Origin of the sequence: Acinetobacter psychrotolerans (genome assembly GCF_048552595.1) — a bacterium.
In the GTDB taxonomy this organism is placed as follows: Bacteria; Pseudomonadota; Gammaproteobacteria; order Pseudomonadales; family Moraxellaceae; genus Acinetobacter.
Genome location: NZ_JBIMDK010000003.1, coordinates 50,797 through 70,698, shown reverse-complemented (window position 1 = coordinate 70,698; position 19,902 = coordinate 50,797). Strand labels below are relative to the sequence as shown.

The following is a 19,902-nucleotide window of genomic DNA, read 5'->3' as shown; positions in this document are numbered from 1 at the left end:
ATCTGTATGCTACCGAATCAGTGCTGTGTGAAATCAACATTTTGCATAAATTGCCATAAACGGCGCTTTAATACAGGTTGATCAAGCATTTTTTGCAAACTAGCTAACTGAATGATATCAGTGCTCTTTAAATACGTTAACTCACCTAAACTAATCACTTTCCGATCTTGCTTCAACGCATCAACAAAACCTTGAATATAAATATTCGCACCTTTTCCATCTTGCAATTGTAGCAATGGAAATGGCCATTTCAACTCATAATACTGACCCGAAACTGCTCGCTGAATATTACTCCACAACGTTAATTGCTCTGCGTCAATGTGTGTACTATCGACTAGAATCACACAGTTTTTAATACAATAAGCTTGTAATTCAAATGCTTCAATTTGTAGAACTGGCTGAGCACTGAGTTCAGTCTGTTGCTGAATTTGCGCTGAATTTGTCACTTCTTCAGTTTGCTGTGTTTCTGGATTAATTTTTAGAAGCGCAACTTCTGCGTGAACTGCTTTATTTGAATAATCAATAGATGAATGAGAACGCTCAACAGGTTGATGTGGTTGATTTGGCGTCTTGTTTAAAACTTTAGCAGTTTGAGAAAACTCAATTTGGGGAATTAAAATATCTGTTGCAACAACGACATCACGATACAAGCCATTTTCAAATGGCCGTGTTTCAACCTCAGTCCGAGAGATCCACAGATCAATCCCCATTACAGCTAAAATACTACGCTGATGCTCTTGCAAATTCACATTCATTACAATTTTAGATCATTTCAATTCAAGGTCTATTCTAACGATTTTTTAACTTATTTGCTGAAGTTAAATAGCGTTAAATAAACCGAAAATACCACTCATTCATTTATAGAGATGTGACTAAAATGCCATATTTAGCTGTGAGAAACATGCCACTCCGGATCACATCAATTCCATTGGCGTGATAAACTTTCAGCTCTTGTTTTAATACATCAAATTCAAAAGATTCAAAACAATCTTGATGATGATACAACCATACGAATGTATCTGAAAAACAATCATCTACAACATAGTTTTCTGCGAAAAAATCTTTAGCCATAAGTACAACAAGAAAAGGAGAATAGATTTAATTTTAACGGAAAATTGCAAAGAATATTGAAATTTAAAATAGTTTAAATAATAAGGAAAATCTCAATATCATCACATCCAGTCACTTTACGCCACTTCAAATATGATGATATTTCTCGTAAATATTTGAATTATGAAAATCTAACTAATGATGAATACCACATTTACGGCACTCTTTCACCATGACTAGATTGGCTCCCATTTCATATTCAAAAGCATGAATACAAAATAATTTTTTAATTTTTTGAAGCATATATCTCTCTCCTCATTTAAAAAGCGCTTCTTTATATTTCATCCTGAAATACTTATACCATTCTCATGATATACATCTCCTTTTATCATGTTTAAGTAAATAAGCAATCATTTACTTTATCGACGTTAGTCTAGTATGCTACTTTAAACCACCCCACATTTTCATATCATGATAATTGACAAGTTATTGTTTTTTAATACCTAATATTTAATATTTTTCCAAAATTTTCTCATTCAGTTCTTGATTTAATTCATCAATTCGATAGGATGAAGAAACAACTTTTCTATTTACCCCATATTTGCAAATAGAAAGCTTTGGAATTAACAAAACTAAATTGATAAATAAACAAGACAAGGAATTGGCTATGCAAGGACGTATGATGCAACAACCGCTATTAATCAGTAGCCTGATTGAGCATGCGGCACGTTATCATGGTGATACAGCAATTATTTCTAAAAATACAGACGGTACAATCACCAAAACAGATTGGACGCATATTGCTGAGAATTCAAAACGTTTTTCAAATGCACTTGCAAGTTTAGGGCTTAATTTAGGTGACCGTGTCGCAACAATTGCATGGAATAACCATCGACATTTAGAATCTTGGTATGCTATTTCTGGTAGTGGCTTGGTTTGCCATACGATTAATCCAAGACTATTTCCTGAACAATTGATTTTTATTATCAATGATGCGCACGATCGTGTTGTGTTATTTGATAAAACCTTTTTACCACTAATTAAGGCAGTTAAAGCGCATACGCCAAATGTTGAACATTTCATCTATATGGGTGCTTTTGACCAAGATGTTGCGGATGCACTTCCAGATGCAAAATTCTATGATGTATTGATTGCTGAGTATTCAGCACAGTTTGAATGGCCATCTCTTGATGAAAATACGGCAAGTTCGCTCTGTTATACCTCTGGTACCACAGGCAATCCTAAAGGTGCTTTATATAGCCATCGTTCAACGATTTTACACACCTACGCAATTGCACTGCCAGACTCTCTAAACTTATCTGCCAATGACATCATGCTACCCGTCGTTCCAATGTTCCATGTTAATGCATGGGGAACGCCTTATGCTGCCGCAATGGTCGGCTGTACTTTTGTATTACCTGGACCTGGTTTAGATGGCGCAAGTTTGGTACAAATGATTGATGAAAATAAAGTCACTATTGCACTTGGCGTTCCTACCATTTGGCAAGGTCTTCTAGGTGCAGCAAAACAAACAGGTAGCACTTTAAATAGCTTAAAACGTAATGTAGTGGGTGGTTCTGCTTGCCCTCCTGCAATGATGCGTGCTTTTAGAGATACCTATCAATGCGAAACAATCCATGCTTGGGGGATGACTGAAATGAGTCCTTTGGGCACAGGAAATCAGCTGAAAGCCAAACATCAACTTTTATCTGAAGAAGAACGTTTCAATGTACGCCTTTCACAAGGTCGTCCACCGTTTGGTGTAGATTTACGTATTACTGATGAAGAAAATGGCACACATGAAGTTGCTCGTGATGGTCATACTACGGGTAATCTGCAAGTGAAAGGTCATTGGATCATTGAGTCATATTATGGCAAATCTGAAAATGCATTGAGTGCCGACGGTTGGTTTGATACAGGTGATATTGCAACCATTAATGAAGATGGTTATTTATTACTCAGTGATCGTGCCAAAGATTTAATTAAATCTGGTGGCGAATGGATTTCTTCCGTTGAGCTTGAAAATATTGCCATGTGTCATCCGCAAATCGCGATGGCAGCCGTCATTGCAGCAACTCATCCAAAATGGGATGAGCGCCCTATTGTCATTGCGATTAAGCAACAAGGTTCAGACGTCACTGAACAAGATGTTCTTGATTTTTATGCAGATAAAATTGCCAAATGGCAGATTCCAGATAAAGTTATTTTTGTAGAATCTATTCCTTTAACAGGGACTGGTAAAATGTTGAAGCGTGATTTACGCGAGCAATATGGAAATGTGTTATTAACTGATGTTACGCAGTAATATCTAAATCACACTTTGTATCTCGAAGAATGTGGATACGCGATAAAGTCATCCGCAATTGTTTAAGGCAAGAGTCATTCTATTAGGGGATGTTTCTGCGACACATTAAATAATTTGAAGGACGTGGACGAGTTCTGCGGATGACAATGGTTTTGGGTACTTTTGTCGAAACAAAAGTACCTCGAGCCGAAGGCTAATCCCTAAATCAAAGCTATTGACCTAAGACCCGTCAAAAAAACTTAAAAAATATATTAATATTTTTCAGTGCGTAATATCATTTATTAACTGAGTAATCCATAAAATATTTTCAAATATAAAAAAAGCCTTTTAATGATGAATTAAAAGGCTTTTTTTATATGGCTAGTTCTACTTATGATCTAGCCACTACTTCTTAGAATCGCCAATGGTAGAACACATCAATCGCTTTTTCTAAAGACTGGCTTGCTTCTAAATATAAGCGTTTATTTATTTGATAACGTAGCGTTAATTTATTCACTGGAGTAAATACGCCCACACCATAGCGAATATAAAGGTCAGGTGTAATATAACCCGTCAAACTCACTTGCGTGTCATCACCTGTACCTTGAGCATCTAGTGATAAACCACTTAAACCAAAGGTACGACCAATCTGATTGGTAAATGCACGAGTTCCACCTAAGCCCAAACTAATACCCGCCGCTGCAATGGTGTTGTTTACATCCGTTTTAAAGCCTTCTGCATTACTTAAGCCACTCGAACCTTCATTAATACGACCTGTGAGTAAAGCATTCATCGCTTCTTGGTCAGACAAGCCTGCATCATTGTAAACTTGAATATTTGGACTCGAAGCTGTGCCTGTAACTCGAACGCCGACAGTACTTCCTGAAATATTTTTATTGGCATCAACATCTAATGTTGGGTTTGATAAAGGTCCATTAAAACGTGCAATTGCACGATTCAAATCTAAGCTTTGACCATACGCTTCTATGGTCACTTTTTGGCTAACACCAATTGCGCCATTGGCACGCATTGCTGTTTCTAAACCACGCTGCGAAAGATATAAACGCCCAACCAAAGGAATACGACTGTTAAAACCTTGGAAAATAACTTTATCTCCGAGATTCACCGAAACATCGGCACGGATATCCCAAGGTTTTGCTGCCTTAAGAATTGCCAGTTGGTTTACACCCTCTTTTACAATGCGAACATCTGGAGAGACATTGACCACCGAAGGACTCGCTTCAGGCATCGAAATCAAAGCACGAGGGACATCCACCTTACCTTTTACGGTTACACGTTTACTTAATGGTAATATATCCACATCAACATCAGTATCTACTACAGCCGTCACCAATGGTGCTTGACGAATTAACAGTTTGTCACCATTCAGTTTCAATTGAATCCGTGGATCATTTTTCCAGTCAATACTGCCAGTAATTTTCCCAACACCTTGCCCACTATTAAATGCACCATTAATCATCGCAACATCTTGGCGAATAGAAGTGTAAAGCTGAATATTGCTCAAATTGACAGGCAGTGAAATCATACTGACTTGACCGTTCCGTAAACGTAAATCACCATTAAATAATGGTTGTGTCAACGTACCACTGATCTTACCTGCAAATGATAAAGTCCCTTCTAATTTACGAATATCTGCAATAAATGGTTTTAGAATTTTAAGCTGCACTTCATTAAATGCAACTTCACCCTGCATAGGTTTTGAAGCTATATATGGATTAATCATCACACTTGCATAACCCGTACCAATATTGGGTGCTTTTACATCAGTACGTAATAACAATCCATCTTTCATACTTTTGACAATGACACTTGCTTCGTCATAGTTTAAAGATGTGGATATATCATCTGGGTCTTCTGCTGCTATACCAATTAAACCATTTCGAGTCACTAATTTTGCATCAATTTTTGGTTGCCCACCTTGCACCCAAGAGGCTTTTGCATAGCCATTCAATTTTCCTGTCAGCGCTAAACCTTCAGGCATGAACGATGCAAAATCATTTAAATCTAAATTTTGTGTGACGAAAGAAACATTACCTTGTTGTTTACTTACACGAATAGGCTGATCAAAACAGAGTTTGCTTTGTTGGCTCATCCAACAATGTTGTCCAACATATAACTCTGTTTTTGCTGAAGAAAAAATAACAGGGGCATTTTGTTGTTGTACTAAATGCGCACGAACAGAGTCGAATTCACCTTTTTGAATTTGCCCCAACCAATCATTTTGTGTACTAAAACCACCTGCCAATTGCACATAGAATTTAGAATAATAATTCCAACCTTGTAATTGCAATAAATGCGCTTTACGTGTACCAGACAATGTGATCGCAGCATGTTGAATTTCACGATTACCACTACGCAAAGTATCCATTTGCGCAATCATTTTTGAAGATATTGTTTCCGATGTTGGTAACTCACCTTTTAAGCTGAGTTTTTTAATGGTAATACTGTCATTAAAAGCAAATCCATCGACAGCTAAATTTGCAGTTGCACTAAAACGAGGTTGCGCTTTTAAATTTAAATAACCATATGCTTTACCACGTAAACCTGGATAAATTTCATATAATGCTGGTGCATTTACATTTAATTTAAGATTTTGTGCATTGCCCGTAGCTTGAACTTGATTATTTGCATAGGATAAAAATAAATTATTAGCCTCAAATTGCTGTGGCATAAATCCTTTTAAATTTGAATCTAATACAACAGCAAGATTACCTTTACCTCGTATCGGTTTATTATTAATAATTCCTGCAATATTCAACTGTTGAATATTAATTTTCTTCAGTTTATCAGACCAATTCCCTTGCGTTTTAACATTGCCTGAAACTTCACCTTGAATAGAAGAAACAAAATAATGTGGTTTGAAACGAACCAATGAGGCATTGATATCCCAACCGATTCCATTACTCGTATGCACTAAACCGTTTGCCAAAACCTTGCCTGCAACACCATCATGTTGCAACTGTTCAATTTTGATGAGTTCAGGCGTTCCTGCAACACGTAATTTAAGTAAACCACTGCCTTGTTTCAGCTGAACTGCATTTAATGCACCATCATAATTCACAGCAAAAGCTTTAAATCCACCACCGGCTTTAGGCTCATGGAAAATAATGGCTGCAGTGCTTTTACCTGTTAATTGAATCGTTTCAGGCTTGGCTTGATTCGCAATACGTCCTGTTAAATTAATCGCGTCAAACTGAATAATTTGCTGATTGGGTTTAGCAAAACCATTGGCTTTAATTTGCCCGTTGAGTAAATTAACTGGGGCAGTTGTAACAATACTTTGTGGATTAAAATCTTTTGCATTGAGTAAAGCATTCCATTTTAATTGGCGCTTATCCGTTGGCAATTCAACCACAGCACTTCCAGACAAATTACCTTTATCTGCTTGATAATTAAATGAAGGCACATGCAAATCATTATTTTTCAAATTCAATTGTGCATTGTATTTGCCCGCAGGTAATGAACCTTTTTCATGTTGACGTAATACTGTCGCCACTTGAATATTTTGTCGAGCTTCGTCCAATGCAAGACTCACTTGACCTTGCTCACTACTGAGCCAACCCACATAAGGCACTGCTCGATCGATATTTTTCCAATCGACATTCAACATCATTGGTTCAGGTTTTTTACCCTTTTGCTCAGCTTGATCAAGCTTTACATTCCACGCTTCATATTGATCAAAATCGACATTTGCAGTTAAATGCATCCCCGCTTTTAATGCCCCCACTGAGCCTATTTTGGCATCCAATGAAGGTGGTAAAAAGTCTTGGATTACTTGGGGAATGATTTTATCTTTTGGGTTAATGCGATCTAAACGCCCCTGAATATCCCAATGCACATGATCTTGCCAACTCACAAGACCTGCTGCATTAACAGCTCCCCCCATGAGTTGACCATTGATATTATGAATTTTTAATTGGTGTAATAAATCTGTATGTGCGGAAGCGATGTATTGACCTTGCGGAATATTTTTTCCACTAATATCGGTATTAACATCAATCGTTAAACCCTTAATATCACCTTCAAATTTAGCAACACCAGACTTAGACAGTAACTGTTGATCTAATAATAATGGCCAATGATAATCTTTAAAATTTAATGCCCCACTCACTGGAACATTCTGTCGCATTGGATGAATCACTGCCCAGCCAGTCAGCATATCTGGAGTTTTAGTCGCAATACCTGCCTGAATCGTAGCCAGTGAACCACGAGCTTGCACGTAAATATCTTCAACATTGATACTTTTTAAGGAAGGAAGCTTAACAATTACACGTGCATTGAGCGGATAATCTCCCTGCTTGAAGTCCATATTACCTGTCGCATTTTCTACAGATAAATACCCCATATCCATGCGTGAATTTTCAAATCTCAGTGCTGTCCCAGACCAAAGTGCATTCTCTAGATGAACATCATTAAAATCTACTTTTGCAGAAACTGTTTGGATCTGTAAATGATCTACATCAGCTTTATCTAAACGCAAAATAAAGGGCAGTTTAATTTCATTAAACTTAAAAGGTTCATCACTTGGCGGTGATTTACTAATCACTCTTAAATTATTAACATTGGCATGACTCAAATGAATTTCTTTATTTAAAATGGCGCGCCAGCCTAAAGAAATATCTGCACGATCAATTTTGATATCGACTGGTTTTAAGGTGACCAAAATATTTTTGAGAATAATCCCTTTCAGCAGATTTCCACCTTCATATTCATAGTAAATAATCTGCTGGCTTGCCACAACACGATCCAGTAAAAACTTACTACCTTTGTCTGTACTGAACATCACTGCCAATGCAGCAATCAATAAAATAACCACCAAAAGCACAGACCAAAAAATATTCCGTAATAATCTACGTTTTTTTGGTGTTGCTTCAGGCTCTAGTTGATTATTTTCCTGTTCATTTTGAACATCTTGATGTTCTGCATCAGTCATATTATTTCCAAAATTCTCGCTTATTTCTAATCAATTGTTTATTTCTATACACTTAAATCTAAACACTTAAAGCTGTGAGCCAATAAAGAAGTGTAATCGAATTGGATGGGCAGGATCTGAAACACCAGTTGCAACATCCAATCGGATAGGGCCAATCGGCGATTTCCAACGAATACCTAAACCTAAACTATATTCAGTGCCATTACTAAACGATTTATCATAAGCATTACCAAAGTCACTAAATATTGCAGCACGCCAGCCTTCTTTAAACTGGTAATTATATTCTGCTGTGCCGACGGCTAAAGCTTGTCCACCGACTTTATAACCATACTCAACAGGTGAAAGACTTTTATAATCAAAACCACGTAGGCTTTGATCACCACCAGCGAAGAATCTCAAATTATAAGGCACTTGTTGGAAATCTTTCGCATAAATATAGCCAAGATCAACCGCCCCAACAAGCTGATGATTATCATTTGTACCCAGTGAATACAGCCCCTTCCAATTGATATTGAAAATTGCCATATCTGTATCTGACAATAACGACTCACTACCCAACTGCACTTTATAGCTTTGTTTAAAACCACGTGTAGGGTTAATACGGTTATCACTCAAAGTTTTTGTTACTTCATAGCCTAACAATAATGATTGTTGCTCTGGATTTGAACCCGGAATAAGAAAGGCATCGGGAACATCTGCATCCTCCATAGAACCTGATTGTGTAATACGGTCTAAACGATAGCGCACCCCAAAAACATGCTGCCAGTCCTTACGTGCACCTTTAATAATTCGATCCGCACCGATAACTGCGGACTCAATCACTAGGCTAAGATCATTACCAATACCACCACGATCTTCACGCTCATAACCACCGACTAAACCAATATAATCATTTAGGGGATGTTTATACGGGATATTATAACGAGCATCGATAGCCTGACGAATGCTAGAAAGCTCCATATTGGCATCAAATGAATGCCCTAAATGATTGACAATGGCACGGCGATACTGGTTACGTAAACGCACACCTGAATCCGTTCCATAACCAATACCCGTCTCCAAACTGTTTAAATTGTCAGCATTTAAAGTCACAATGACAGGAATTTTCTTTTCTTCACGTGCCTTATCTTTTAACAAATCCTCGTCAGATTCTTTCTCTTGTTGTTGTGCTGCGAACTGTCTGTTATTTGGATTTTCCTCACTCGCTTTTGTACCTGCGAATTGATTCTCATCCACGACATTTTGTGTCACTTCTTTATCAGATAGTTTTGTTTTTTGGATTTCTGTTTGTGCTGACAATGATGAAGCAGCAATTTTTTCTTGATCGACAAGTACTTGTAAATCTGGTGGTAAATCTAGTGGTTTCACCAATGGATCGGGTTTAACCGCATCGACTAATGTGTAATTAAAATAGCGCGAGTTGGTTAGATTATTGGCTAAACCATTCACACGCCACGCCGTATAATCTGCGCCATCTTGCCATGGTGCCATGGTTTTAAGTATTTTTAAATCGATGGGTAACGGCTTAGAAGGATCACTCATTCTAAATTCAACTTCATCTAATTTATAGCGCTCACCTGTTTCATATTTTAAATTAATTTTTGCGATATTCTGAGGCTGTTCTACCTTCACATCATGCAAACGCCAAAAACTATCAAAGAATCCATTATTTAAAGCTGCATCAGAAATACGTGTTTTTGTCGTTTCATATAAACCATGATTAAGAATATCGCCTATTTCCAGATCAGGTAAAACACTAATCACTTGAAATTGAGCTAATTTTGAACCTACGCCACTAAACTCTATATTTTGCTCTTCAACTTTGACAGGTTCATTTCGAACAACACTGACTTTGAGATGTTTATCATCTACTTTTGTGAATTTAAATTCAGCATTATAATAGCCAACTGCTTGTGCAGCTTGGACTGCAAGTGTTCGAAGTTGGGGGACTGAACTATTAAAATCTGCAAAGGATTCTTGAGTAAATGCCGATAATTTGGCTTTAATATTATTGCTCAAAGCAACCGTTGCGCCATCCACAGATACGATAATTTTTGGAATACTAGCAACAGTATTTTGCGGTTTAATCACTCTATTAACTAAACCCTTGAAAAAACCAACGTCCTCTTCTACAGGCTTTTCTTCACTTAAATTTTGATCTTGAAGCGTTTTTGCTGTTTGATTTTCTTCTACAGCAATCTGATTATCTGCACGAATACTTTGCATCAACTGGTCAACATTGACAGGTGCTTGAGTAATTTCAGAAACTTCTTTTTGAGTTGCATCTGCGACTAAAACTTCAGTGCTTTTAGTAACCCCATTTCTAAAATTATGTGCTTCTGTTTTGGCAGCATCCGCAACCTGATAAATTTCATTTGTTAATGACTGATCCACTGTAGCTACAGGTAATTCTTCAAGATCTTCAAACTCAATCGGTTTAAAATCATTTTGAATACCGATGTTCTTTTCTTGCTGTTCAAGCATTTGTAAACTATCAAATTGCTGTATATTTTTTGATAACTCTAGTTTCTGACCAAGTTCATCAATCTTTTCGTTGGCAACACCTTGCTGTCTTGCTGCATTTTCCAATTGCGCTTCAGAAGGAGGAATAATCGGCTGATTTTGATTGTTAATTTCAGCGCCTGCAAACCCTTTATTTATAAATTTCTGATTTTTGATTTCTTGATTTATAAGCTCTTGATTCGTAAATTCAGCATTTTGAACAGCTGTATTTTTAAGATCAATATACTGAGGTTCTGATTTTTTTGACTCAACCTGCTTGATATTCGTCTTATTAATATCGGTATTTCGAATTTCAGTTAATGGATTATTTTTAAATGTGCCTGTCGAAATTTTTTCAGCATGACTTACAGGTGTAGCAAAAACACTTAAAAAAACACTTGTACATATTAGTTTATTGATACTATAACGATCAAAATGAAGATGCACACAATGTGCGAGCATAGATTTTTTAAATTCAATTTTTGCTGGCATACGTAGCTCGAAAGACCTAAATTGACTAAATGGAATTTACACTTAAAAATGAATATCCCCTACACCTAAAACAATTGGTTTTACACAAGATTTCAGATTAAATCATGATACATGATTTTGTGAGATTGTTACCATTTCACCACATTTCTTATATATAACTCAATGAAGTCATAATCAATGGAAAAAAATGAGCATATTTTAGGCACACGACGCTTTCTGCCGATGTTCCTTACCCAGTTTTTTGGCGCCTTGAACGATAATGTTTTTAAACAATCACTGTTACTTGTGATCACTTATGGATGGATTCAACAACAATCCGCTAGTGTAAGTACATTGAATAACCTTGCTGCCTTGCTGTTTATTCTGCCCTATTTTATTTTTTCTGCGACAGCAGGACAAATTGCAGATAAGTATGAACGCTCATTTTTAGTCCGAAGTATTAAAATATTAGAAATTGTGATCATGCTCATTGCTTCAGCAGGCTTTTTATTGGGGAATTTATGGATTTTGCTGTTCGCACTATTTTTAATGGGAACGCACAGCACTTTCTTTGGGCCCATTAAATATGCCATTTTGCCTGATATTTTAAAACCGAATGAACTAATGTCTGGGAATGCCTTATTTCAATCTGGAACATCTATTGCAATTTTAATCGGGATGATTTTAGGCGGTACGGTAATTTCATTATCCCAAGGTCATATGATTTGGATTTGCCTCACGGTTGTCTCTATTGCAGTCGTAGGCTATTTATGCAGTCGCTTCGTACTTAAACAACCGACAACCAATACGGATTTAGAAATTGATTGGAATTTTTTCCGTACCAGTTTCCAAACGATCCGATATGCGAAAAGTTTACCCTTAGTCTTTACCATACTTTTAGGCAATTCTTGGTACTGGTTTTACGGCGCAACTTACCTCACTCAAATTCCACAATTAACCCAACAAAATCTGCATGCCAATGAAAATGTTGTCAGTCTACTTTTAACTTTTTTCTCCGTTGGAATTGGTGTTGGTTCACTGCTATGTCGTAAAATTGGTGGTACAGAAGTCAATATAAAAATGGTACCAATCGGTGCGATTGGTCTAACGGTATTTGCATTATATCTAGCAGGAAGTTTGGCTTTTGTTCCAGATCGAATAGGTGACTTAATGACCATCTCTGATATGTTTAGCTCAGGTTTAGCTTATTATCATGTCATGATTGCAGTCACGTTATTGGGAATTAGTGGTGGTTTTTATATCGTTCCTTTATATGCCATGATGCAAGCTTATGCACCTAAGTCACATCGTGCACGTGTGGTTGCTGCAAATAATATCTTTAATGCGATATTCATGGTTTCCTCTGCAATATTCTCTATAATTATTCTCAGTATTTTAAAAATAGATATTAAAATCCTATTTTGTATTACAGCTATTCTCAGTGCGATTTTTAGTACATGGTTATTGCTTCGTTTAAAACCACTTATCGCCACTACACAAGCGTCTTTGGAGGACTAATATGCGTCAATATACGGGCATCGATAAATTAATCAACTCATTCGATCAAGCGTTAAGAAGCTTAGTTCCCGGCGTGACTACCGCTCAAAGAGAGAATCCGTCTACAGATACAGAAACTAAATTAGCTGTCAGTGAAGCACGCCATGTTGCAGGTTTAATGCGTGTGAACCATAGCGGCGAAGTCTGTGCTCAAGCGCTTTATCACGGTCAGGCATTAACTGCAAAACTGCCCAATGTACGCCGTGAAATGGAGTTTGCTGCAATTGAAGAGCAAGACCATCTTGCTTGGTGTGAGGATCGTTTAAAAGAGTTAGACAGTCATACCAGTTTATTTAATCCTGTTTGGTATGGTCTTTCTTTTGGAATGGGCGCACTTGCGGGTATTGCTGGAGACAAATATAGCTTAGGTTTTGTTGCAGAAACTGAACGTCAAGTCAGCCTACATTTACAACATCATATTACTCAGTTACCACCACAGGATGAGCGTTCACGTAAAATCCTGGTACAAATGAATGAAGATGAATTGCATCATCGTGATGCGGCGTTACAAGCTGGTGGTGTCGACCTACCTATTCCAGTGAAAATTACTATGACTGCAATTTCTAAATTAATGACTAAGACCAGTTATTTTATTTAATTTATGATAGTTTTCTATAAAATTTTTATACCCACTTCGGTGGGTTTTTTATGCCTATCGTCTACCTAAAATAATACCTAAGGCCGATTCAAAACTATCGCTGCAATATTATTAACTACAGCATAGGCGATGGAGCATCAACTAATATTCAAATATATTATCGAGTTGTTAATGATTTTCACCAAATAACAAACGAGCATTATCTGGTGCTAATTTCCCAACGTGTAATGGCAAAAACGATGGATTTAAAGGATATTTAATACCATCAAACTTCAACATAACTTGCCCATGTTTTCGGCTATAGACCAATAATTGCTTCCAACAGTTCTGTGTATAATTTGTAGAATAAATAGAATTATCCACCAATGTTGTTTTACTTACAAAGTCAAATTTTTGACTAAATTTCCCTTTGAAAATCAGCATCATACAACCACCTGAACCACACCAATTTTGCCCCTTTAAAAGGACAATTGCATCCTGCCCATCTTGATTGAGATCATCAAATGCGACATCAAACAAAGATTGGTTTAGCGTGTAATCTTGTATTTTTTTCTTTAGATTTCTGTCTCGCAGTTGCAAGGCTTGATTTTCAATTTCGGCTTTTAATGGTTTAACTGATTTTTCAGGTAAATGACTACATGCATTGAATAACAGCACGCAACTGAATAATGCCAAAGGCTTAAAATACATTACTTTAACCTTCTTATTTTTAAGACTATAAAATAATAACAGGGAATCGATGCGGAGAATGTGTAAATAATGCATCTTTCCAGAGATCAGACATTGGAACTTTCACATCCATCGCCAAAGGTAATTTTTTCGAATTAAATTGCATTGCACTTAAATCTGTTCCCCAAGCAATCAGATCTACATCTAAAGAAATGTGATGTGATGGACGTACACGACCTGAATCTACTTCCATTTTTTTTAATACAGCCATCATTTCATTTACAGATAACTGACTTTTAACCAAACAAGCGGTATTCCAATAATCAGCCCCAATTCCATCACGACATGGTATGAGATAAATTTTGGAAAATGTCACCTTGCCCAAACCTACAATTTGAGCAAACGCATTTTGGAAATTTTGTTGGGGTAAACAATTACTCGCTAAAGCTAGGGCGAATATCGTTGCGGTGTCGTTCAAGACGAATTCCTACAGAATTGGCTTGCGGGATAATTGCAGGCTTACGGATTGTAATCATAATCGATTCAATCACTGGATAGGTAGTAAAAAGCGCATTTAAAACCAATTTTGCCGCATGTTCGATTAATTTCGGTGCAGCATCTTGAATCACTTTGGCTGCAATTTCACAAATTTCGGCATAATTGAGCGTATCTACTAATTCATCCGAATTAGAAGCCTGTTCCAAACTGGTGTTAATACTCAGATCCAGCATTAACGGCTGAATGATTTGGCGCTCCCAATTAAAACAACCAATAACAGTATCGACTTTTAAACCTTCGATGATGATTGAGTCCATATCATTCCTTAATAAAAGTCCCCCCTTTAAAAAAGGGGGATTTCTCAACTTTCATATATTTAATATATAAAGAAAAGCGCCTCTTTTTTAAAGGGAGGCTGGGAGGGATTAATAATTTAAATCAGTGCTTTAACAATGAAGTAATATCGATGTCCTGCCCCATTTGCAAACGCTGATCTGCATAAATATCGGTATACGGTGCAAGTACGCGCATGAAACGATCGAAATACAACATTTGCTTGAATAGTAAAGCAAAATCACGAGGGAAACGGATACCGTGACGCTCACCGACTCCAACCATATCCATCATAATGTCATTTAAATCTGATGGATTAGATGACATAATTTGCTGTGGATCTGCTAAAAGTACACCACTAAAAAGACGTTCTAAATCATCAGCTAAAACTTGGGTATCAATTTGATGACTGGTCATCCCCATGCCCAACATATTCTGAGCCATGAGATTGTAATCTGTCCGCTGTAAAGCATCCATAAATGCCATACATGCTTGCCATACTTCAGGTTTTAATTGCCCTACAATACCAAAGTCAATAAAACCGATACGACCATCTTCAAGCAACATTAGGTTACCTGCATGTAAATCTGCATGGAAAGATTTACAAAGCATCAAACTACCAAACCACGTATTCATCGCAGTAATTAATACTTGTGACGGATCTTTAGATACTTTTCTAACGACTTCAAAGTCAGTCAGAGGCACACCGTACAGACGCTGCATCGTCAGTACACGGCGCGTTGAATGCTGGTGATAGACTTTCGGTGCTGTCGCTGCATGATTTTGTGACACATTCAGATAGTTGATAAAATCATCAATATTTTGTGCTTCTTCAATAAAATCAACCTCACGTACCATACGTGTTTTAATTTCATCCACTATATCTGCCAGTGAAGCAAATTTCACTTTCGGTACAACACGCTCAAGTACTTTAGTCGCCCAATGCAGTACATTTAAATCGGTATAAAGAATCGTTTCTACACCGGGTTTCTGTACTTTAATAACAACATCTTCACCTGTCACTAATTTTGCTGCGTGAACTTGTGCAATTGAAGCTGATGCTAATGGCTTTTCTTCAATTGAAGCAAAGATTTCACTTAAATCACGTCCTGCAAATTCTTTATCTAAAACCCCTTGCACATAACTAAATGGCAATGATGGTGTTTGATCCAAACATCCCTGAAATTCCTCAACATATTCACGAGGAAATAGTGAAGGTGTACTGGCAATAAATTGTCCAAGTTTAATATACGTAGAACCTAAAGATTCAAATGTTTCACGCATGAGTTTAGCGTTACTTGGCTTTTCGGTGGCATATTTAATGCCTGCTTTTGCTGCAATTACCGCAGTTTCCCCAACTCGGGCAACTGAACGTAATCCATCTAACCAGATATTGTTTTTCATAATGTCTAAATAGAAGTAAATTGTATAAATAAATTAAGTCGAGTGTAGCAAATTAATCAGGCTTTGCAGTATGGCTTGCCTGACAGTTTGGACAATCTCTCTCTTTTTCAAAGGCTAAAATTCGTTGTTTCATTGTTAATCCATCCCAAAGCATAAGTTTTTGCTTAAGTGGCGTGCTACCTAAACCTAAATATAGCAGTGCATGATGGGCTTGCAAACTTGCCATAACATTTGGCGTTGTGGCTAAAACACCTGAATCTGCACAACGGAAGCTCTCACTGATATGTTGTTCTCTAGGAAATAGACATTCATAACATGCCGAATCCCCTTCCACCATGAACAATTGTCCTTGAAAACCAATCGCAGAAGCACTGATCAACGGCACATTTAATTGCGTACATATTTGATTGACCAAATAACGTGTTGTGAAATTATCGCAACCATCCAAAATTAAATCCTGTTGAGAAATAAGTGCTTGAGCATTAGTTTCATCAAGTTTAACGGTATAACTTTTCACTTGAATAAATGGATTAATTTGTCGTAATCTTTTGGCTAAAATTTCAGATTTATAAAAACCAATATCTTGTTCAATAAATGCAATTTGTCTTTGCAAATTACTCATTTCAATGATATCTGCATCAATCAAGGTGATTTTACCCACACCTGCACGAGCAAGTAATTCAGCCGTTGTACAGCCAATTCCACCACTACCGATGATTAAAATATTGGCAAGCTTCAACTTTTCCTGTGCATCTATGTCCCAACCATCAAGTAGAATTTGACGTGAATAAAGATGTAATTCTGATTCAGTGAGTTCTAGTTCCATATCCATTATGTGCTAAATTAATTTCAGTATTACTCGCTGCAATATAACATTTTTGCAAAGCAATTTTTTCTAAGTTTAATCAATATTGCCTTGTACTCATTTAAGATACAAATAAATTTTAAAAACTAACCTCAAAAAATAATATTTTCTTAAATAATTAATAATAAGCAAATATTTTTCACTTATGATTAAATATTGAAAATAATACAAAAACAAATTACATTAAAACAGAATTTTTTTTCACAATGGATTGATTCATGGAACTTGATCGCTACGACAAGCAAATACTTGAAATTTTGACGCACGAAGATATCAATCTAAATGAATTATCAGAACGTATCAGTCTGTCTGTAAGCTCTGTGCACCGTCGTATCAAACACTTGATCGAAACCAATATCATGACCAATTTAAAGCGTGATATTAATTTTGAAAAATTGGGTTTTAAACTTCACGTGATTTTACAAGTTTCACTCAGCAAGCATGATACGGACACTTTTGCCAAATTTTTAGAAGAACTAGAAAGTATTCCAGAAGTCATTAATGCCTTTTTAGTGACTGGGCAAACAGCTGATTTTCTAGTTGAAGTTGTTGCAAAAGATATGGAAAACTATAGTGACATTCTACTCAAACGGATTGGTAAAATTGAGCATGTTTCTGCGCTACATTCTAGCTTTGTGATTAAAGAATATAATCATGTTTTTAACTGTTCAGGATTACTTAACCGAATTTGATCAATCATTACCTATAGATAGAAGTATATTCGCTAAAATATTAAAAGCTTATCCATCTTTGAAAATGCTTAAGTCATAAAAAACGCACCACTTGGTGCGTTTAATTCATTTTAATTAAGAATAAAATTAGAAGTTAAACATCTAATTGAGCTAAAACTTCATCTGGAAATTCTACATTTGTATAAACGTTTTGAACATCGTCTAAGTCTTCAAACATATCAATCATTCTTAAGATTTGTTTTGCTTGTTCAACATCTGTAATTTCAGCTTTAGTCGATGGGCTCATCACAACTTCAGCATTATCAGACTTCAAGCCTGCTGCTGCTAAAGCATCCTGCACATCACCAAATGTTTCAGGTGTCGTGATGACTAAAATTTCATCCTCACTGACTTCAATGTCTTCTGCACCTGCTTCAAGTGCAACATCCATAATTTTATCTTCTAAAGAAACATCTTCAAAAGTAATTTCACCACGTTTAGTGAACATGTATGCCACAGAACCAGCTGTACCTAAGTTACCACCTGTTTTAGAAAAACAATGACGCACATCTGGCACAGTACGATTCAAATTATCAGTCATTGTTTCAATAATAACCGCAACACCACCGACACCATAACCTTCGTAAGTGACTTCTTTTAAATCTTCGTTGTCTTCACCACCAGCACCGCGTTGAATAGCACGGTTAATCGTATCGCGCGTCATGTTAGCAACTAATGCTTTTTCTACTACAGCACGTAAACGTGGGTTCGCTGCCGCATCACCACCGCCTAATCGAGCAGCTGTTACAATTTCACGGATAAATTTTGTGAAAACTTTTGCGCGGCTCGCATCTTGTTTTGCTTTACGATGCTTTGTGTTTGCCCACTTGGAATGACCCGCCATGCGAAATATGCTCCTTGTAGATTGGCCTTATGCCATATCAAATTGGAGAGATTCTACCATAAGCGCTTTTTTATGAGAAAGTGCTTAGTGATGAGTTTTACAGGATTTTTAAATAAAATTGATCTAAACTTATGAAATTTCACTCATTCTTATTCCGTATCGATGAACAGCGTTTTTGCACGTATACGGAACCATTTAAGTAGTCCAAAATGCCAATTTTTTGTATCGAATAGTAAAGCTTGTTGTTTAAATGCTTCTTGATTTTCATCTTCAATATATGTGAATAGCTCTTCAATTGTATCCACAATAAATAGAGCATAAGCATCTAAATAAGGTTGTACAATTTTCAAGATTTGATCCTTAATTTCGGTATTATGATTAGGATTGTTCGATTTAAAAAAAGCAAATAAACCAGTTGAAAATATTGAAAACCAAATTTTTTCGATTTCAGGATGTGATTGAGCATAGCTATATAACTCAGACCTAATTTTCATTACTGGAACCTTCTCCCAAATATCCAGTGATGAATCATTAGGTTCAACATTCTTCACTATACCGTTGATCATTTTAACCATGCATATAAATTGTTCTAGTGAAATAGAAATCGTATTAGAACCGAAACGATCGGCTTCAAAATTAAAACGAATTCTAAAATACATGGTCGCTAAATCAGTCGCATTTTCAGTCAACTTAGTGATAACTTTATAAAGTTGTGTCAAAGAAGATTCAGGATAAATTGCATCCTTATTTCGAGAAAATAGTGCTTGTTCACCTGTCGTCAATCGATTTTGATAAAAAGATAACACATCAATATCATGGTTCAATCCGATGTGATTTCCTTCAATACAAATAAATGCGGGTTGAATACCACCTTTATCATCAGCCCTAATCGCATGAAAAACACCATCAATATCTACAAGATCATATTTATATTTAAGAATAATATTGTCTAAATGATCTCTTTTATTTTCAGTAAATGTTTTAAAGAATTGATATTGTTGTTGTGGGGAACAATTCATCGGTTGATCCTCTTTACTTATTTTTAATATTATTGCAAATGCCTTATTTAATTGTTGTATCATTTTTTATGAATAAAATTCAATAAATATATTAGAAAATATAAACAGTGGTTAAAGTCTTAT

At 36.3% G+C, this 19,902-nt stretch carries 15 protein-coding genes; 4 read left to right on the top strand and 11 right to left on the bottom strand.

The features are described 5' to 3' along the window. Positions 1 to 17 precede the first annotated feature (17 nt). Both ACG94X_RS03625 and ACG94X_RS03620 read right to left on the bottom strand, forming a co-directional pair. Positions 18 to 755 carry a hypothetical protein gene (locus ACG94X_RS03625; protein WP_419382375.1) on the bottom strand — a complete coding sequence of 246 codons (738 nt, stop codon included), beginning with the start codon at positions 753 to 755 and terminating at the stop codon, positions 18 to 20. A 103-nt stretch (positions 756 to 858) separates the two neighbouring features. After that, positions 859 to 1,071 carry a hypothetical protein gene (locus ACG94X_RS03620; RefSeq protein ID WP_419382374.1) on the bottom strand — a complete coding sequence of 71 codons (213 nt, stop codon included), beginning with the start codon at positions 1,069 to 1,071 and terminating at the stop codon, positions 859 to 861. Between the two features lie 646 nt (positions 1,072 to 1,717). Here ACG94X_RS03620 and ACG94X_RS03615 point away from each other — a divergent pair. Further along, entirely contained in the window at positions 1,718 to 3,355 is a 1,638-nt protein-coding gene (locus ACG94X_RS03615; protein WP_419382373.1) for a long-chain-fatty-acid--CoA ligase, read from the top strand. Positions 3,356 to 3,746: 391 nt separating this feature from the next. Here ACG94X_RS03615 and ACG94X_RS03610 read toward each other — a convergent pair whose 3' ends face one another. Further along, on the bottom strand, positions 3,747 to 8,288 hold the full coding sequence (locus ACG94X_RS03610) for a translocation/assembly module TamB domain-containing protein (RefSeq protein ID WP_419382372.1): 4,542 nt from the start codon (positions 8,286 to 8,288) through the stop codon (positions 3,747 to 3,749). A 66-nt stretch (positions 8,289 to 8,354) separates the two neighbouring features. Continuing rightward, the gene (locus ACG94X_RS03605) at positions 8,355 to 11,282 is read right to left on the bottom strand and encodes an autotransporter assembly complex protein TamA (protein ID WP_419382371.1); all 2,928 of its coding nucleotides are present in this window, start codon (positions 11,280 to 11,282) and stop codon (positions 8,355 to 8,357) included. Between the two features lie 177 nt (positions 11,283 to 11,459). Here ACG94X_RS03605 and ACG94X_RS03600 point away from each other — a divergent pair, with 177 nt between their 5' ends. Both ACG94X_RS03600 and coq7 read left to right on the top strand, forming a co-directional pair. Next, a complete protein-coding gene (locus ACG94X_RS03600; RefSeq protein ID WP_419382370.1) occupies positions 11,460 to 12,779 on the top strand; it encodes an MFS transporter in 1,320 nt (439 codons plus the stop codon). A 1-nt stretch (position 12,780) separates the two neighbouring features. Beyond that, the gene (gene coq7 / locus ACG94X_RS03595; RefSeq protein ID WP_419382369.1) at positions 12,781 to 13,416 is read left to right on the top strand and encodes a 2-polyprenyl-3-methyl-6-methoxy-1,4-benzoquinone monooxygenase; all 636 of its coding nucleotides are present in this window, start codon (positions 12,781 to 12,783) and stop codon (positions 13,414 to 13,416) included. Between the two features lie 168 nt (positions 13,417 to 13,584). Here coq7 and ACG94X_RS03590 read toward each other — a convergent pair whose 3' ends face one another. The 5 genes from ACG94X_RS03590 to ACG94X_RS03570 form a co-directional block, all read right to left on the bottom strand. After that, positions 13,585 to 14,106, bottom strand: coding sequence for a COG3650 family protein (locus tag ACG94X_RS03590; RefSeq protein WP_419382368.1), 522 nt, complete (start codon positions 14,104 to 14,106; stop codon positions 13,585 to 13,587). A gap of 25 nt (positions 14,107 to 14,131) precedes the next feature. Then, complete coding sequence (locus ACG94X_RS03585) at positions 14,132 to 14,563, bottom strand: 2-amino-4-hydroxy-6-hydroxymethyldihydropteridine diphosphokinase (protein WP_419382367.1); 432 nt, start codon at positions 14,561 to 14,563, stop codon at positions 14,132 to 14,134. Then, positions 14,520 to 14,900, bottom strand: a complete 381-nt coding sequence (gene folB / locus ACG94X_RS03580) for a dihydroneopterin aldolase (protein WP_419382366.1) — start codon at positions 14,898 to 14,900, stop codon at positions 14,520 to 14,522. Before folB ends, ACG94X_RS03585 begins: the two co-directional genes overlap by 44 nt. Positions 14,901 to 15,021: 121 nt before the next feature. Beyond that, positions 15,022 to 16,320 carry an ABC1 kinase family protein gene (locus ACG94X_RS03575; protein WP_419382365.1) on the bottom strand — a complete coding sequence of 433 codons (1,299 nt, stop codon included), beginning with the start codon at positions 16,318 to 16,320 and terminating at the stop codon, positions 15,022 to 15,024. A 52-nt stretch (positions 16,321 to 16,372) separates the two neighbouring features. Beyond that, positions 16,373 to 17,152 carry a HesA/MoeB/ThiF family protein gene (locus ACG94X_RS03570; RefSeq protein ID WP_419382364.1) on the bottom strand — a complete coding sequence of 260 codons (780 nt, stop codon included), beginning with the start codon at positions 17,150 to 17,152 and terminating at the stop codon, positions 16,373 to 16,375. Positions 17,153 to 17,403: 251 nt separating this feature from the next. Between ACG94X_RS03570 and ACG94X_RS03565 the strand changes: the two genes are divergently transcribed. Beyond that, positions 17,404 to 17,877, top strand: a complete 474-nt coding sequence (locus ACG94X_RS03565) for an Lrp/AsnC family transcriptional regulator (protein WP_419382363.1) — start codon at positions 17,404 to 17,406, stop codon at positions 17,875 to 17,877. Between the two features lie 133 nt (positions 17,878 to 18,010). Here the strand turns inward: ACG94X_RS03565 and ACG94X_RS03560 are convergent, their stop codons facing one another. Together ACG94X_RS03560 and ACG94X_RS03555 are read right to left on the bottom strand one after the other, a co-directional pair. Next, the gene (locus ACG94X_RS03560; protein ID WP_419382362.1) at positions 18,011 to 18,760 is read right to left on the bottom strand and encodes a YebC/PmpR family DNA-binding transcriptional regulator; all 750 of its coding nucleotides are present in this window, start codon (positions 18,758 to 18,760) and stop codon (positions 18,011 to 18,013) included. A gap of 149 nt (positions 18,761 to 18,909) precedes the next feature. Beyond that, a complete protein-coding gene (locus ACG94X_RS03555) occupies positions 18,910 to 19,842 on the bottom strand; it encodes a hypothetical protein (RefSeq protein ID WP_419382361.1) in 933 nt (310 codons plus the stop codon). Between the last annotated feature and the right edge of the window lie 60 nt (positions 19,843 to 19,902).

Excerpts from the sequence above, each read along its gene's own strand:
- ACG94X_RS03605 (WP_419382371.1), bottom strand. The coding sequence starts at position 11,282 with ATGCCAGCAAAAATTGAATTTAAAAAATCTATGCTCGCACATTGTGTG.
- ACG94X_RS03555 (WP_419382361.1), bottom strand. The coding sequence starts at position 19,842 with ATGATACAACAATTAAATAAGGCATTTGCAATAATATTAAAAATAAGT.
- folB (WP_419382366.1), bottom strand. The coding sequence starts at position 14,900 with ATGGACTCAATCATCATCGAAGGTTTAAAAGTCGATACTGTTATTGGT.
- ACG94X_RS03610 (WP_419382372.1), bottom strand. The coding sequence starts at position 8,288 with ATGACTGATGCAGAACATCAAGATGTTCAAAATGAACAGGAAAATAAT.
- coq7 (WP_419382369.1), top strand. The coding sequence starts at position 12,781 with ATGCGTCAATATACGGGCATCGATAAATTAATCAACTCATTCGATCAA.
- ACG94X_RS03565 (WP_419382363.1), top strand. The coding sequence starts at position 17,404 with ATGGAACTTGATCGCTACGACAAGCAAATACTTGAAATTTTGACGCAC.
- ACG94X_RS03560 (WP_419382362.1), bottom strand. The coding sequence starts at position 18,760 with ATGGCGGGTCATTCCAAGTGGGCAAACACAAAGCATCGTAAAGCAAAA.
- ACG94X_RS03600 (WP_419382370.1), top strand. The coding sequence starts at position 11,460 with ATGGAAAAAAATGAGCATATTTTAGGCACACGACGCTTTCTGCCGATG.
- ACG94X_RS03570 (WP_419382364.1), bottom strand. The coding sequence starts at position 17,152 with ATGGATATGGAACTAGAACTCACTGAATCAGAATTACATCTTTATTCA.
- ACG94X_RS03615 (WP_419382373.1), top strand. The coding sequence starts at position 1,718 with ATGCAAGGACGTATGATGCAACAACCGCTATTAATCAGTAGCCTGATT.
- ACG94X_RS03575 (WP_419382365.1), bottom strand. The coding sequence starts at position 16,320 with ATGAAAAACAATATCTGGTTAGATGGATTACGTTCAGTTGCCCGAGTT.
- ACG94X_RS03590 (WP_419382368.1), bottom strand. The coding sequence starts at position 14,106 with ATGTATTTTAAGCCTTTGGCATTATTCAGTTGCGTGCTGTTATTCAAT.
- ACG94X_RS03625 (WP_419382375.1), bottom strand. The coding sequence starts at position 755 with ATGAATGTGAATTTGCAAGAGCATCAGCGTAGTATTTTAGCTGTAATG.
- ACG94X_RS03620 (WP_419382374.1), bottom strand. The coding sequence starts at position 1,071 with ATGGCTAAAGATTTTTTCGCAGAAAACTATGTTGTAGATGATTGTTTT.